This is a genomic window from Parabacteroides sp. D25 (genome assembly GCF_000307475.1).
GTDB classification, from domain to species: Bacteria; Bacteroidota; Bacteroidia; order Bacteroidales; family Tannerellaceae; genus Parabacteroides; species Parabacteroides distasonis.
This window is the reverse complement of the sequence record NZ_JH976501.1, coordinates 106626-122402: the sequence shown is the minus strand read 5'-3', so window position 1 is coordinate 122402 and position 15777 is coordinate 106626. Positions and strand designations below refer to the sequence as shown.

Sequence of the window (15777 nt, the reverse complement as noted above, 5' to 3'; positions counted from 1 at the left end):
AGGTTATTCTTTTCCTTTCTCAATCAAATCGATGATATCCTTTAGATCATCCGTAGAGATTTTCTGATCTTTCGCAAAGAAAGAAACCATTTCTTTATACGAGTTAGCGAAATAATTCGTTACCACGCCGCCAAGGAACGTACGTTTATATTCCGTTTCCTCTATCAAAGGACGGTATTCATACGTATTTCCATAACGTTTCGCCTTCACGTACTTCTTTCGCTCCAGATTCTTGATCACGGAAGCGAGCGTCGTATAAGGAGGTTTCGGGTCCTCGTATTTGGCCAGCACATCTTTCACAAAACAAGGACCGATCCGCCAAATCCAGCGCATCGCCTCTTCTTCCTGCATCGTTAGCTTCTCCATAAATCTTATCCTTTTATTAATGTATATCCACAAAGCTACGAAATAGTCGTAAACGGCATGCGGAAGGCACGTTAATTAACATTAAATAAGAATCACAAGACCTGCAATCGTGAATTATTGCAACTTAAATGTGATCGGCACCGTATATTTCACGGCTACCGGCTCGCCTCTTTGCGTGCCCGGTGTCCAACGAGGCATCATTTGCAAAACTCGAACCGCCTCTTGGTCTAATGCCGGGGAGATTCCTCTAATGACCTTGTAATTCGTAAGTGTTCCATCCTTCGTTACCACAAACGAACAAATCACACGGCCTTGCTCTCCTTTGTTTTGGCTTTCTTGTGGATACTTTACATTCTTGGCTATAAATTTCAAAAGCTCCGCATCACCGCCGGGAAACTTCGGCATCACCTCTACTACCCTAAATACCTGCTCTCCATTTTCCAGCGTATCTTCGTCCTCCGCTTCCACCTGTACTTGCTCTTGTTTTTCTGCCTTTGTTACATCTGTCGGAACACTTTCTTCTTTTTGTTCCGAAGACTGTCCGCATCCTACGCACATCGCCAAAGCGAACAGGATGATCATTGTGTTCATAATCGCCTTTTTCATTTTCAATCAGTTTTAATGTTATTTATACCGTTATTACACATACTTACCAACCTCTAAGCATATCCGGATATTACGTCGGTTTCGCAAACATACGAAATACTCGTAATATAAATATAAACAATATGTTAAATAACACTAATAGCCATCAAAGACATAGAAAAGATAAAAGAACATAGCTTCTATCGCTAGATTATTACAAGAAGTACAACCGAGCGATACATATCGAAGTCAAATAAGCGAATAGAACACAAAAACCGGATTGCCCTCCTCTCCTTTTAAGTCCAACTCCTGCGGAATCGTGATCGAGTGAAGCGACTTATATAAGTTTAGCTCATACGGGGTCACTACTTGTACCAACTCATCTTTTATGACCCTCCCCCAGACCGGGAAATTCCGATAACTTCTCGTACCCTGCATGCCATGTTGAAGGTTCGCGTCCGCCAGTTCATAGATAGACCCCGGCATCTCGCATTTTTCCACGAGTGTCTTTCCCGTCTTTTTATCCACAGAGGCGATATAATAGCCTTGGTTATACAATAAACGGAAATAATAATGTGCCGGAAACTCAATCATATCTTGCACAAAGATATCCTTGGGGTCCTTTTTTTCAATTCGCAAATTACTCATGTCCGTAACATCCAACGAACGAATCACTTCCGCATCCGAGTTTTTCAGATCAAGGACACAAGCCGCACTTATTCGATCCGCCGAGATACAGAAGACCGTATCATTACTACCGGTCTTAAACAACACGGAGTTTTGCGCATCAGAATAAGCGGAGGCGATACTTGTCGTGAACCCGCTCTTCTCATGGGGTAATAAAAAGGAATAAAAATCATTCTTGATCGCTATCGTATCCCCTTTCCTCGAAAATAGGCCCAATCCGAATCCCCCTCCGTTGAAAGGCTGAAAAGGGAATGATATGGCGGCGAAACGATCCTTTCCGATATGACGCATATAGATTACCGAATACTCATGGGTGGATTGTCCGATAAATTCACCTTCTAATGTATATTCCCAAACTCGATTATTACTAAATAAAAAAAGGCGATCATTACGTTCGTCCACTTGGATACATGGCAGAATACCGCTAAATTCACCCGGTCCCTGCCCTTCTTTTACCAACGTCCGGATAAAACGCCCTTGCCGATCGAACAGGACGATACGGGGCTCTTTTACGGGAAGCACATAGATATATCGATCTGTCACGGCATAATCATAAACTCCGTCTATCAACGAGGCATCATCCGTGGTCACCTCTAAAGGGACAAAAGTAACCCCCTTGATCTCATCGCCTAATTCCAATAGCCCCGGTTTATCCATCCCCCCTCTTATATCCGCGGTTAAAAGAGAGGACGCTTCCGTTGGCGAAGAACCGCATGACACGAAACAAGAAACGACAAAAACACTATTTAAATAAAACAAGATAGAGGCTAACTTTACACTTTTCATAACCATGCTTTTTTGCCTCCAAAAATATCCCGTATATCTCACAAATCACATAATAAATGAGAACAAAAATGAGAACAAACCTGCCAAGACCGCTATAAATATATAATAATCAAAAGTTTGATATAAACTCCACAAATGCCTCCGTAGAACCTTCTTTCTTAAAAATCTTCCGGAATAGACGAGGACGAAGTACCGAACTATTATATTTCAATACCCGTGTGATCTGGTTGGCGGGAACACCGATTTTCGTGAGCATACAGGCCTTCAACTCCGTATCGGAAATAACAGGATATAGCTTTTTCAGCCGTAAGGTAAAGTCATCATAAGCCTTATTCAACAAAACCTCCAAAAGCTCCCAATCCTCAGAGATAATCTTGCCGGCATCCCGATCGTGAAACTTCTCATAGACCTCCGATTTCCGCAAGATCGCGACAGATAATAAATGCTTACTCTCCTTATTAAGAATCGACTCGTTACAAATTTCCAGCCGTTGTTTTTCCAATTGTAAGGAAACCAACATCAACTCTTGATCCTTTTCTTCCTTTATTTTCGTAATTCTTTTTTCCAAAAGGGTGATTTGCCGTTCATTCTCTTCTTTTTCTTCTCGCATACGTTGTTGCTGGCTAGCAATCGAACGTCGCAAGGCTTCTTCCCTTCGAAGAGCGTTTTCCTGCGTATTTCTCCATCGCCGATAAAGGAGGAAGCAAATAAATAGGATTATGCCGATAATAAATGCGTACAGATAACGCTCCTGTCCCCTTTGTAATAGCATCAACTCTTTCTTAGACAAGTCCTCACGGATCGGCCTTACATCATAGCGGGAAGTGATCTGATAAATCGATTCTCTCGCTGATAGTGATCCGATAGAATCCCGTAACATCTCGTATTTCTTGACCTCGGTCAGTATCCGGTCTTGTCCGGCCGCATCGTTCAATAACTGATATTGAGCACTCGCTTTTCTCAAAAAAGACATAGCCTTGCCATATAATTCCTGCTCGGCGTACAGCATCCCCATTTGGTTATATAACCTTCCCCAGAATTCATAATCCCAATTCTCTCCCTCATATTCCAACGCACGTAAATAGCATTCCAAAGCTAGGGACGGTTGATCCATATCCTCATAGACTTTCCCCCGGTAAAACCAAGCTTTGGGAGGCCAGTAACAGCCTCGTGTCGTCCTATAATAATCCGTAGCGATAGAGATTATGGAATCCGATGTATGCCTCAATCCCGCCTCATCCCGTGATTCGGTCCATAACAGACAATAACGGGCTTTCTCTCGAAGCGATAATCCATTGATATCCCTCACTTTCTCTAATAACACCAAAGCACTGTCCGGATGATGCGGAATCAATTTCTCTACCTGCCAGAACAGGTTGCCATGCTTGTCGCTCCTATATGAAAAAAGCACAAGAACCAAGATCACGATCGTAAATAATAAGATCGTAAACTTGATCCCTATGGAAAAATGCCGTGACCCATTCAAATCCTTACGCATATAGGCAAATGTATATAAATTATTCATAAGGAAAGCCTTTTCCTTCCGCATTATTCCATGTGTCGGGACACATGCCCTGACCTCTCCCATTAATGCAGAAATATTTCTTTAATCGTTTGCGCAATATATGGATTTAGCATACCTTTGCGTGATAATTACATAGTTTAAGTAGAAATTTCTAAATACAATTAAATAACTTAAATTATTATCTTATGTGGTTACTTAATTCTTCTATCGGGAAGAAGCTGATAATGAGTATATCAGGCCTCTTTCTTGTTCTGTTCTTATTGTTCCACCTGTCGATGAACGTGGCGGCCGTTTTCTCCGGAGAGGCTTATAACATGGTTTGTTCGCTGTTGGGCTCTAATTGGTACGCTGTGGCAGCTACTCTCGTATTGGCCGCAGGCGTTGTGATCCACTTCGTGTACGCTATCATTCTTACCTTGCAAAACCGTAAGGCACGTGGTAACGACCGTTACGCTATCAACGCTCGTCCGAAAGGCGTGGAATGGGCATCTCAGAACATGTTCGTTTTGGGTTTGATTGTTATCCTGTTCATGCTGTTGCACTTCAGCCAGTTCTGGTATAAGATGATGTTCGCCGAATTGATCGGTCATCACGAAGTTGCATTGGGGTCAGCTATGGTATCTCCACAAGACGGAGCCGCTTTTATCAACTATTACTTCCAAGGTAATGCCGTGATCACTGTTCTTTATTTGATCTGGTACGTGGCTTTGTGGTTCCACTTGACTCACGGGTTCTGGAGCGCTATCCAAACAATTGGTTGGAATAATACGATCTGGATGAACCGTTGGGAATGTATCTCTAAGATCGTAGCTACGGTTATTTGCGGACTTTTCGCGATCATTACTATCATCTTCTTCCTAAACGGAGTAGGTGCTTAATTGCAAGCTACAGGTTTTATAATTAAGAACTTTTGAAATTAAATCATTATGTCTGAAATAAATTCTAAAATACCTCAAGGCCCGTTGGCTGAGAAGTGGACTAATTATAAAAATCACCAGAAATTGGTGAACCCCGCTAACAAGCGTCGTTTGGATGTTATCGTAGTCGGTACAGGTTTGGCCGGAGCTTCCGCTGCCGCATCTTTGGCAGAGATGGGATTCAACGTATTGAACTTCTGTATCCAAGATTCTCCCCGCCGTGCGCACTCTATCGCCGCTCAAGGTGGTATCAACGCCGCTAAGAACTACCAGAATGATGGTGACTCTGTTTACCGTTTGTTCTACGATACGATCAAAGGTGGTGACTACCGTGCTCGTGAGGCTAACGTTTATCGTTTGGCTGAGGTTTCTAACTCAATCATCGACCAGTGCGTGGCTCAAGGCGTTCCTTTCGCTCGCGAATATGGTGGTTTGTTGGATAACCGTTCATTCGGTGGCGCTCAGGTATCGCGTACGTTCTACGCCCGTGGCCAGACGGGTCAGCAGCTTTTGTTAGGCGCTTATTCAGCGTTGAGCCGTCAGATCGGTTTGGGTAAGGTTAAGATGTACACTCGTCATGAGATGTTGGATGTAGTTAAGGTAGACGGTCGTGCTCGTGGTATCATCGCCCGCAACTTGATTACAGGTAAGATCGAGCGTTACGCCGCTCACGCTGTAGTTGTAGCTACGGGTGGTTACGTTAATACGTTCTTCTTGTCAACCAACGCTATGGCATCTAACGGTTCCGCCGCATGGCAATGCTACAAGAAAGGCGCTTACTTCGCTAATCCTTGTATGGTTCAGATCCACCCGACTTGCGTACCGGTGAAAGGTGACTTCCAATCTAAATTGACTTTGATGTCCGAATCCTTGCGTAACGACGGCCGTATCTGGGTTCCGAAGAAACTGGAAGACGCTAAAGCTCTACAGGCCGGAACGAAGAAAGGTAAAGATATTCCCGAGGCAGACCGTGATTATTATTTGGAGCGTCGTTATCCGGCATTCGGAAACTTGGTTCCTCGCGACGTGGCTTCTCGTGCCGCTAAAGAGCGTTGCGACGCAGGTTTCGGCGTGAACAGCACGGGCTTGGCCGTATTCTTGGATTTCTCCGACGCGATCAATCGCTTGGGTAAAGAGGTCGTTAAGCAGAAATACGGTAACTTGTTCGATATGTACGAAGAGATCACGAACGATAATCCATACGAGACTCCGATGATGATCTACCCGGCATTGCACTACTCAATGGGTGGATTGTGGGTTGACTATGAGTTGATGACCTCCATTCCGGGTCTGTTCGCTATCGGTGAGGCAAACTTCTCCGATCACGGAGCGAACCGTTTAGGTGCTTCCGCTTTGATGCAGGGATTGGCCGATGGTTATTTCGTATTACCATACACGATCCAGAACTATTTGTCCGACCAAATCCAAGTTCCTCGCTTCAGCACGGATCTGCCGGAGTTCGTCGAGGCAGAAAAGGCCATCAAGGATCGTATCCAAAAATTGATGAACGTCAAGGGTAAAGAAACCGTAGACACTATCCACCGCAAACTAGGTCATATCATGTGGGAACATATCGGTATGGCACGCGACGCAAAAGGTTTGCAAGAAGCTATCCAGATGCTGAAAGACTTGAAGAAAGAGTTCTGGAGCAACGTATTCATCCCAGGCAACGCAGACAACTTGAATACCGAGTTAGAGAAAGCATTACGTGTAGCTGACTTTATCGAGATCGGTACATTGATGGCACACGATGCTTTGGACCGCGCTGAGTCTTGTGGTGGTCACTTCCGTACGGAGCACCAGACAGAAGAAGGTGAGGCCTTGCGTCATGACGATAAGTTCATGTACGTATCTTGCTGGGAGTACCAAGGCGAGGACAAAGATCCTGTCATGTTGAAAGAGGATTTGAACTATGAGTTCGTTGTTCCTCAAACACGTAACTACAAGAAGTAATAATCATCAATCTCAGAAAAAATTAGAATCATGGATAAAGATATAAGTGTAACACTTAAGGTTTGGCGTCAGAGAGGTCCGAAGGAGAAAGGACAGTTCGAGACATACAAAATTGAGAAGATCAATCAGAGTGTCTCTTTCTTGGAAATGTTGGATATCTTGAACGAGCAGTTGGTCAACGAGGGTAAGGAACCGATCGTATTCGATCACGACTGCCGCGAGGGTATCTGTGGCATGTGTTCATTGTATGTAAACGGACACCCGCACGGACCGGCAACTGGAGCTACGACTTGCCAGTTATATATGCGTCGTTTCCACGATGGAGAGACGATCACGATCGAACCGTGGCGTTCCGCAGGTTTCCCTGTTATCCGCGACTTGATGGTAGACCGCTACGCTTACGACAAAATCATCCAAGCGGGTGGTTTCACATCTGTCAACACAGGTGGTGTACCCGACGCTAATGCGATACCTATCCCAAAGAAGGACGCAGACTTAGCCATGGACGCTGCCGCTTGTATCGGTTGTGGCGCTTGTGCTGCCGCTTGTAAGAATGGTTCCGCTATGTTATTCGTATCCGCTAAGGTTAGCCAGCTGGCTTTGTTGCCTCAAGGTAAAGTCGAGGCTGCTCGCCGTGCCAAAGCTATGGTCGCTAAAATGGATGAGCTTGGCTTCGGTAACTGTACGAACACACGTGCTTGCGAGATGGAATGTCCGAAGAATATCTCCGTTAGCAACATCGCTCGTTTGAACCGCGAGTTCATTTGCGCTAAATTACAAGACTAATATTTGATTAGTATATCATGGAAAAGGCGTCTTTCTCTAAAAGAAAGGCGCCTTTTTGTTTTTGTTATATGTCGTAAAACATAATTTAGCATTATAATCCTTGACAGGAATTGAAAAGTCCGTATATTTGCATCGTGGTTTTTTCATAATAGTATTAGATTTAAGGTTAACAAAGTTTGGTTAGGGCTTGTCGTGAGACAGGCTTTAATTGTTTATAGACCTACCTTTTAAACATGGACCATAAAATACTGCAAATAGAGATTGTTTAGCGTCATTTTATCGTCGATCTTTGCCTTTAAAGATCATATAGTATATGCTAATAAGTATTTTATTTGGCTTCTTATGTTATTTTCTCCGGGTGTTGATCAAACACAAGGAAAAAATCATGCGCCAGATAAGACAAATGGTAAAACAAAAATAAAATGGACAAAAAACGAACCACCAGTTCTTTCAGGGCAATGAGCACGGAAAGAAAACTCGAGTCGATCTTCCTTTTCGTAACAGGCCGATGCAACGCCAAATGCGCAATGTGTTTCTATGCCCAAGAAATGGATAAGAAGCAACCCGACCTCACTTTCGATGAAATCAAGAAGATATCAGAAACCGCCGGGCAATTCAATCGATTATGGATATCCGGGGGTGAGCCTACCTTGCGTGAGGATCTACCGGAAATATTGGAGTTATTCTACAAAAACAACCATATCAAAGATGTGAACATCCCTACGAACGGCTTAAAACCAGACCGGATCGTCGAATGGGTAAAACGGTTCCGCCAGAACTGCCCGGATTGTAATATTAACGTAAGCCTTTCCTTGGATGGTTTCGGTACGACCCACGATACACAGAGAGGCGTACCGGGAAACTTCTATAAGGCCTTGGAAACCCTGCGTAAGATACAGGAGAATTTCGGAGATGACGGCAAAGTCTTAAAAAATATAGCAACCGTTATCACGAAATACAATATAGACCAGATAGAAGACTTCATGACTTGGGTATACGGACGTTTCCGTACCTCCACGCATACGATTGAGGCTGCCAGAGGCATGACCCGTGACGATGGCGTGAAAATCCTAACCGAGTCAACGCTACGCAAAATACAAGATGACATATCCCCTATCTATTCTGCTTATGCGGATCGGATGGTAGCGGATACCACCGGCTTAAGGAAACCGATCACACGCTTCTTCTATCTCGGCCTTATACGTACCTTATATAATGTGCGTGCCAGCAACATAGATCACCCGACCCCTTGGGGGATGGATTGTACGGCCGGAGAGACTACCTTGGTAATCGACTACGACGGACGTTTTCGTGCCTGCGAGCTACGGGAACCGCTCGGAAATATAAAAGAGTATGGTTGCGATATAAGTAAAGTGATGAATAGCGAAGCGATGAAACAGGAAATAGTCGCTATCGGACATGGGTATAAAGCCAACTGTTGGTGTACGCACGGCTGTTGGATCACCTCATCCATCATTTTCAATCCACGTAAGATGATTCGCTCCGTATATAAAGGATACCGGGAAACAAAACGATTGAATCATCCCCTAGCCATCAATGAGCAGAAACTACAAACGATGGAAGCCAAATACCATCTGGACATCGAGCGTTTGCGTCAACTGAATATCCGGTAAACAAGATCCTCATAGCCCATAAATAAACGTAGCATGAAAATACTATTAGTAACCAGAGGCTCACAAGGCGACGTCCTTCCTTATTTGGCCATAGCGGCCGAATTGGAAAGACGTGGCCATGAGGTGACCATCAATCTCCCTCAAATATTCGAGGAGACCGTTAAACCCTACGGATTTAAATACGTATTGCAGCAGTTTGACGATATCGGCGGCATGATCGATAGCGCAGCGCAAAACTCACATAAATTCCGGCCATTCCTTAAATGGATGAGGAACGTGATCGATAAACAGTTCGATCAATTGATTCCCCTACTAAAAGAGCATGATATTTTAGTATCGACCAACTCGGAATTTGCTGTCGCAAGTATCGCCGAGTATTGCAAGAAGCCCTTGATACGTACCGCCTACGCCCCGTTCTTGCCGGGTAAGAAGATTCCCCCGGCCGTATTGCCATTTCCCAAACCCAACCCGATCATCACCCCTGCCATCTTATGGAAGTTGATGAACCGGATGACCAATTTCATGGTCAAAGACACGATCAACAAGAACCGGGCTAAATACGGACTCGCACCGATTCGTAATTTTGGTTATCATGCGGGAGAGCGTTCATATAATTACTTGCTTTTCAGCCAGCACCTAGGAAACATAGATCCGGACTGGACGTTCAAATGGTCGATCGGAGGCTATTGCTTCAATGACACTTTTCAATATGATGAGAAGGCTTACGAGGAAATGATATCATTCGTCGACAGCGCTCAAAGCCCTATTATCTTTTTTACCCTCGGGAGTTGTAGTTCCAAGGATGGTAACCGTTTTAGCAAAGCCTTGGTCGATATTTGCAAGAAACATGATTATCGGCTCATCATCGGTTCCGGTTGGGCAAAGACAGGAATCACCTTACAAGCGGATAAACATTTATTCTTAATGAAGCAGCCGGTTCCGCATAATTTGATATTTCCGCACTGCGACGGCGTTATCCATCATGGAGGTTGCGGCACGACCCATAGCGTAGGAAGGGCGGGAAAGCCCCAATTAATCACTCCGTTGATTATCGATCAACCCTATTGGTCCTATCGAATCCACCAATTAGGGTTAGGGCCGGAAGGGCTTAAGATAGCGAAAGCGAGCGAGCAGGAGATCGAACGCAAGGTTTGTGATCTGGTCACCAATCCGCTTTATAAGAAAAATGCCGCTCATATAGGCGAGATGATCCAAAAAGAGGGAGGTATAAAGAATATATGCGACTCTATCGAAAGATTTCAATGAGGCATAAGTTCCTATTAGATTTTATTACATGTTACAAAACACAATTTAGCACTTAAACTATTGACAAATAATAGTAACTCCGTATATTTGCATCGTGGTTTTTTCATAATAGTATTAGATTTAAGGTTAACAAAGTTTGGTTAGGGCTTGTCGTGAGACAGGCTTTAATTGTTTTATAAGGTCTGCTTCCCGCAAAGCCCTTCGATTACATCAGAATAATCCGATGCGTCAATAAAGTTGATATCTTGTCTTTTAAGATCTTCCCATTAATCGGTTTCGCCGTATAGGCATCAAATCCACTATTAATGATCCGTTGCTCATCTTGGGCGAAAGCATAAGCCGTCACCGCGATAATAGGCACGCTAGCAGAAACCTTACGAATCTCTGCGGTAGCCTCGTATCCATCCATGACCGGCATCTTTATATCCATCAAGATCAACTGAGGTTTGTGCTGATAAAATAGCTCCACAGCCTCCTTTCCATTCCATGCATGAATCAATTTATATTCAGGCTTCAATATAGACTCAAACAGGCGATAATTACTGGAATTGTCCTCAGCGATCAAGATCGTAACCTCACTTCGGGCGATCTTCTCCAAAGTAACAGGCTTCTGCTCTTCACTAGGCAATAATTCTTTCTTCGGCTGAAAAGGCAATGTAAACCAGAACCTAGAGCCTTTCCCTTCCACGGAATCAACCCCTATCGTTCCTTTCATCTGGGTAACAATCATCTCACAGATACTTAAACCCAATCCTGTTCCTTGAGCGAAAGTGTTCAGTTTCACAAAACGTCCGAAAATATCTTTCCGTTTATTCTCCGGGATTCCGCAGCCCGTATCCTCTACATAGAACCACAACGTATTATCATCCTTCAACTTATAGCCAAATAAGATCGATCCTGCCTGCGTAAATTTCATGGCATTGTTCAACAGATTGATCATCAGTTGGGACAGACGATTTCGATCCGTATAAATCACGCAAGGCTCCAGATAATCCTTAAATGAGATCTGTACATCCGGATTCTTATTCTTCAAATGAGCCGATTGCTCCAAATCCCTCAATACAGCGTTAATATCCACATAGTCATAAGTAAACTCCAAGGTACCCGCCTCGATCTTTGACAAATCCAAGATATCGTTTATCAACTGCAACAATAGGGAATTATTATTCTCGATAATATCAGCGAATTCCTTCTTATCCTCAAGGTCATCGGTCGAGGCAAGGATATTAGAGAAACCTACTATCGCATTTAACGGTGTACGTATCTCATGGCTCATATTTGCTAAAAACGCTGATTTCAATTTATTCGACTCTTCCGCCTTATCCCTAGCCATTCGAAGGTCATGTTCCAATTGCTTACGCTCGGTAATAGATATCGTAGACCCGATCAACGCTTTCGGTTTACCGGAAGCATCATATTCAGCCATTACCTGTATCTCCTCCCACTCATGGCGATCTTCTCCCGGAATCAACCGCTCCAGACAATATTCTTTTCGTACTTTCTTTATTTTCCCATTACACAAATCATCGAAAGCCTTTTCCACGCAAGCCCTGAAAGACGGGTGTATCTTGCTGAAATATTCCTTCAACGAAACCTCATGGGTATGCACCTCTGCTGTCTCTATATTATCTCCCGGATGTACTTTCGACTCATAGATAATCTTCCCTTCAGCCAGATTATATCGCCACGGTAAAAGATCTGCCGCCTCTAACGCCATAGCCAGCTTATGATTCATGGCTTTCAAATGCGTCTGGAAATTATGGATATCCGTAATATCAATAAAAAACGCATCAACTACATTCTCTTCCGAGGTAGGCATGATGATAATCGTATAGTAAAGCCCTGTCGGCTCAAAATAATACTCACAAGTAAAGGATTTCCCACTCTCCAGAACTGTAGGCACAGCCGATAGAAGCAAAGGATAACTTCCCCCAATTAAATTAGCGATCTCTTTTCCATGCTTATTTACCACGAAATCTTTAGGAGCGATTTTTTCCTCGAAAGCATGGTTTACATCCAAAACCTGCACATCGATTTGCGTACCTTCCCGAATCAGCCGCTGCCGTATATAAGGCAATGGCATATTATTAAATAAATCACGGTAACGGGATAATAGCCTCAACTCCACTTCCTTCATCTTTTGCTTAGAACGATACACGTAATGCCACGCTAAAAACACTACTACCAGAAAGAAAATCAGAAAGCCTAATAGCGGCATCCAATATTTTTCTAAAAAAGAGGGAGGCGCATTCAAATAGATCGCATCATGTGGGAAATTATCTTCATTAGACATCGCGCTCATCAGCGAAACATAATTCAAGTATTTACGAGGATCATCCACCGTTGAAACCGGGATCTTGCCCATATCTTCACCGTTATAAACTTGCTGTAGCAAGGGAATTAGAGCAGTCTCAATCGTTTTAGCGCTATTATAATATCCACCAATCGTATATCCTTCTTCCACGCCCATATCATATAAAGAAAAAACAGGATGCCTAGAAATGCCGTTTATACCTTGATACAAAGTACTATATAATAACGAGTGATTCAAGAAAGGTTTCTCGGTAATCCACGAGTAATACATCACGGCTGTCGCTCGATGCGGATCTTTCTCCGACAGAACCGCCAATAAACTATCCATGGAGCAAGAACCCTCCGTATAAAAATCCACTTTCCCCTCAGGGAAAGAAGTTTCCATATGTTTCTCCATCTCATCCCGAAGCCATGTGGAAACATAACGTCTGTCGGATATGAAAATCAGACGTCTCAAACCCGGGATTAATTCCTTAACCAAGTCGATCGAACCTTTAACATAATAAGGGATAACCAATCCCGTAGCGTTATACCCCTTAACCGCCTCTTGTAAAGGAATCACCCTATCAGAGGAATGCCTCTGATTAAAATAGCATTCATCTTCTGCCATTTCACCCGTTTCCGAACAGACCAGAGTGGGAATATCCCCCCATTTCTCCCGGATCTTATCCCGCATAAAAGCCCATCCATTTACGCCTAAGTAGATAATTCCATCCGGCTTCTTCTTGTTAGCTTCAAAGAAGACCTCTTGTTTCTCTTTTAATTTCTCTGGCGTATCAACCAACATCACGCTTATATGATCTATCCGGAGAGTGTACTCCTCCGGGGTAGCGAACTTCGAGATCATGTTTAATAAATTGCCAGACCAGCGTTCGCCATCCACATATGAATTTATTACCAATACATACGATTCATCCTTGACCGGATATGAAGAACTCCCATAAGCCGGAGTCGGCATACCGGCTATCAAGCATAAAATCAATCCAAAATAAAGTATTATTGCCTTTAAATTTATAATATTTCGTATCATTCCCTACATTCCTCTATTGCAGTTGTAAAGACAAAGATATTCCTTAATTATCAACTAATCTTATCAAACTCGTTTTTTTATCAAGTTTTGGTGTCAAATTCACGTTTCTTACAAACTAAAGGCTTTTTTAATCGGGATTATTCGGTTATTTACCGATACTCGTATAGAAATCAGCGGTATTTACTTGTGTATAGAATGACGAACCCGTACATTTGATAAAAAACAAAAAAATGGAACTTATGGAATGAAAGATTATGACATCGATTTTAAAGAGAAGAGGACAAACGGGTATCTGATCGCTACCTTATTTATCATTGTCGGTATATTATTTTTACTGCGGAATCTAGGAATGATAGATCCATCTTTATTTGACTTGCTTGTATCTTGGCCGATGCTGCTTGTCGTGTCGGGCATCTTTATGATTTTCCACCGTAATCCGGTAGGAGGTATGCTCCTCGTGGGCGTGGGAGTCTATTTCCTTTTCCCGCAGTTAAATTGGATCACGAACGATTTCTTACGTATATATTGGCCGTTAGGATTAATCCTGTTAGGATTGGTCATCATGCTGAAGCGGAAAGATTCTATCCGCACGAAAAAGCATAAACGTCCTTTTAACCATCCCCCTTTCGGGCACAGAAAGCCTAACGATGAGATCAACTACGAGACAGATAACGGTTTCGTATCGGTTGACACCACTTTCAACTCGGTAAGGCACATCGTACTGGACCCCGTATTCAAGGGGGCGGACATAGACGTATCTTTCGGCAACGTGATCCTCGATCTTAAAAAAACAACATTAGAGGCTGATGAAACCATCATAAACATAGATAGCTCCTTCAGCGGCGTAGTAATATACGTTCCTAAAGGATGGCTGGTTCGTCTAAAGGTTGATTCCTTCTTGGCTGGATGCCAAGACATGAGGGACCTGACAGAAACAACCGACATGACGCACACGTTATATATATGTGGAGACTTGTCGTTCAGCGGCCTTGAACTAAGAGACTAAACTCATCATGCAAGAACATCCTATTACAACATCCATATTACATAAAGGGCAGGGAAGCCTATTACTACTTTTAGCCATAGCGATCCAATGCGCATTATTAACTCTTTATGGCGATCTTCCGTTGAGCATCACTTTGGTCGATAGCCTACTTTCCATCGCATTGTTCGCCGTAGCGGGATATTATCTTTGGTATGTACAATGTACGTTACATATCATGCAAGCACGAGTGGCTTTCGCCGTACTCGTACAAATCGCTTGCATAGCCGGATGCTCGATCTTGCTACAAATATTCGGATTGGAAGATTGGGAGGAATTCTCGATCACGATTCCTTTTCGATTCCTGTTCGGCCTAATGGCATGGATCATTCTATCCCAATGGTATGCCAGCCGGGAAAGAAAGAGTGAGGCGGAACCTATCGGGAGACAAATGGAGGAAAAGACGGCACCTCCCCCGACTACCGTTCCGGAGGAGATTCTAGATCGTATATCCGTAAAAGACGGGACACGTATTCATATCATCCCGATAAAAGAGATATTCTATTTGCAAGCATGTGGCGACTATGTGACCTTATTCACCACTTCCGGTCAGCACGTAAAGGAGCAAACCATGAAGTATTTCGAGCGAAGCCTTCCTTCTCCGGAGTTCGTTCGTATACATCGCTCTTATATCGTTAATACGGAACAGATATTGCGAGTAGAACTATTCGGAAAAGAAACCTATCAAGTACGATTAAAGGATGGAACCTATCTTCGTGCCAGTAGCGCTGGCTATAAGCTACTCAAAGAACGTCTTTCCCTTTAGCAGTCCTATAAAAGGGACCTAATCATCGTTAAAATTAGAAGATTTTGATTGTAATATATAGAGTTTTGTGTTGTGTAACACTTTTTGGCAAGCATTGATATGTTACTTAACATATATTAGT

At 43.3% G+C, this 15777-nt stretch carries 12 protein-coding genes; 7 read left to right on the top strand and 5 right to left on the bottom strand.

The features are described 5' to 3' along the window. Positions 1–3: 3 nt before the first annotated feature. From HMPREF0999_RS04180 to HMPREF0999_RS04165, 4 genes are all read right to left on the bottom strand, one after another. On the bottom strand, positions 4–366 hold the full coding sequence (locus tag HMPREF0999_RS04180) for a BlaI/MecI/CopY family transcriptional regulator (RefSeq protein WP_005859967.1): 363 nt from the start codon (positions 364–366) through the stop codon (positions 4–6). Positions 367–480: 114 nt separating this feature from the next. Then, positions 481–972 carry an energy transducer TonB gene (locus HMPREF0999_RS04175; protein ID WP_005859969.1) on the bottom strand — a complete coding sequence of 164 codons (492 nt, stop codon included), beginning with the start codon at positions 970–972 and terminating at the stop codon, positions 481–483. 228 nt (positions 973–1200) lie between these two features. Next, positions 1201–2424, bottom strand: coding sequence for a 6-bladed beta-propeller (locus tag HMPREF0999_RS04170; RefSeq protein ID WP_009275241.1), 1224 nt, complete (start codon positions 2422–2424; stop codon positions 1201–1203). Between the two features lie 109 nt (positions 2425–2533). Next, positions 2534–3949, bottom strand: a complete 1416-nt coding sequence (locus HMPREF0999_RS04165) for a tetratricopeptide repeat protein (RefSeq protein ID WP_008779061.1) — start codon at positions 3947–3949, stop codon at positions 2534–2536. A gap of 185 nt (positions 3950–4134) precedes the next feature. Between HMPREF0999_RS04165 and HMPREF0999_RS04160 the strand changes: the two genes are divergently transcribed. The 5 genes from HMPREF0999_RS04160 (at position 4135) to HMPREF0999_RS04140 (ending at position 10505) form a co-directional block, all read left to right on the top strand. Beyond that, positions 4135–4827, top strand: a complete 693-nt coding sequence (locus HMPREF0999_RS04160; protein WP_005859976.1) for a succinate dehydrogenase cytochrome b subunit — start codon at positions 4135–4137, stop codon at positions 4825–4827. A gap of 48 nt (positions 4828–4875) precedes the next feature. After that, positions 4876–6819 (top strand): fumarate reductase/succinate dehydrogenase flavoprotein subunit, encoded by a 1944-nt coding sequence (locus HMPREF0999_RS04155; RefSeq protein ID WP_005859978.1) that lies wholly within the window; start codon positions 4876–4878, stop codon positions 6817–6819. A 30-nt stretch (positions 6820–6849) separates the two neighbouring features. Beyond that, positions 6850–7605: a succinate dehydrogenase/fumarate reductase iron-sulfur subunit gene (locus tag HMPREF0999_RS04150; protein WP_005859980.1), complete on the top strand. Its 756-nt coding sequence runs from the start codon at positions 6850–6852 to the stop codon at positions 7603–7605. A 422-nt stretch (positions 7606–8027) separates the two neighbouring features. Continuing rightward, on the top strand, positions 8028–9239 hold the full coding sequence (locus HMPREF0999_RS04145; RefSeq protein ID WP_009275239.1) for a radical SAM protein: 1212 nt from the start codon (positions 8028–8030) through the stop codon (positions 9237–9239). Positions 9240–9272: 33 nt separating this feature from the next. Continuing rightward, the gene (locus tag HMPREF0999_RS04140) at positions 9273–10505 is read left to right on the top strand and encodes a glycosyltransferase (protein ID WP_009275238.1); all 1233 of its coding nucleotides are present in this window, start codon (positions 9273–9275) and stop codon (positions 10503–10505) included. Between the two features lie 205 nt (positions 10506–10710). Here HMPREF0999_RS04140 and HMPREF0999_RS04135 read toward each other — a convergent pair whose 3' ends face one another. Beyond that, positions 10711–13848: an ATP-binding protein gene (locus HMPREF0999_RS04135; protein ID WP_010182497.1), complete on the bottom strand. Its 3138-nt coding sequence runs from the start codon at positions 13846–13848 to the stop codon at positions 10711–10713. A 244-nt stretch (positions 13849–14092) separates the two neighbouring features. Here HMPREF0999_RS04135 and HMPREF0999_RS04130 point away from each other — a divergent pair, with 244 nt between their 5' ends. Together HMPREF0999_RS04130 and HMPREF0999_RS04125 are read left to right on the top strand one after the other, a co-directional pair. Then, entirely contained in the window at positions 14093–14854 is a 762-nt protein-coding gene (locus tag HMPREF0999_RS04130) for a LiaF transmembrane domain-containing protein (protein ID WP_009275236.1), read from the top strand. Positions 14855–14861: 7 nt separating this feature from the next. Then, positions 14862–15656, top strand: a complete 795-nt coding sequence (locus tag HMPREF0999_RS04125; protein ID WP_009275235.1) for a LytR/AlgR family response regulator transcription factor — start codon at positions 14862–14864, stop codon at positions 15654–15656. Positions 15657–15777 lie beyond the last annotated feature (121 nt).

What these genes read in the sequence shown, in the direction of transcription:
- HMPREF0999_RS04180 (WP_005859967.1), bottom strand. Translation starts at nt 366, where the DNA reads ATGGAGAAGCTAACGATGCAGGAAGAAGAGGCGATGCGCTGGATTTGG.
- HMPREF0999_RS04175 (WP_005859969.1), bottom strand. Translation starts at nt 972, where the DNA reads ATGAAAAAGGCGATTATGAACACAATGATCATCCTGTTCGCTTTGGCG.
- HMPREF0999_RS04170 (WP_009275241.1), bottom strand. Translation starts at nt 2,424, where the DNA reads ATGAAAAGTGTAAAGTTAGCCTCTATCTTGTTTTATTTAAATAGTGTT.
- HMPREF0999_RS04165 (WP_008779061.1), bottom strand. Translation starts at nt 3,949, where the DNA reads ATGAATAATTTATATACATTTGCCTATATGCGTAAGGATTTGAATGGG.
- HMPREF0999_RS04160 (WP_005859976.1), top strand. Translation starts at nt 4,135, where the DNA reads ATGTGGTTACTTAATTCTTCTATCGGGAAGAAGCTGATAATGAGTATA.
- HMPREF0999_RS04155 (WP_005859978.1), top strand. Translation starts at nt 4,876, where the DNA reads ATGTCTGAAATAAATTCTAAAATACCTCAAGGCCCGTTGGCTGAGAAG.
- HMPREF0999_RS04150 (WP_005859980.1), top strand. Translation starts at nt 6,850, where the DNA reads ATGGATAAAGATATAAGTGTAACACTTAAGGTTTGGCGTCAGAGAGGT.
- HMPREF0999_RS04145 (WP_009275239.1), top strand. Translation starts at nt 8,028, where the DNA reads ATGGACAAAAAACGAACCACCAGTTCTTTCAGGGCAATGAGCACGGAA.
- HMPREF0999_RS04140 (WP_009275238.1), top strand. Translation starts at nt 9,273, where the DNA reads ATGAAAATACTATTAGTAACCAGAGGCTCACAAGGCGACGTCCTTCCT.
- HMPREF0999_RS04135 (WP_010182497.1), bottom strand. Translation starts at nt 13,848, where the DNA reads ATGATACGAAATATTATAAATTTAAAGGCAATAATACTTTATTTTGGA.
- HMPREF0999_RS04130 (WP_009275236.1), top strand. Translation starts at nt 14,093, where the DNA reads ATGAAAGATTATGACATCGATTTTAAAGAGAAGAGGACAAACGGGTAT.
- HMPREF0999_RS04125 (WP_009275235.1), top strand. Translation starts at nt 14,862, where the DNA reads ATGCAAGAACATCCTATTACAACATCCATATTACATAAAGGGCAGGGA.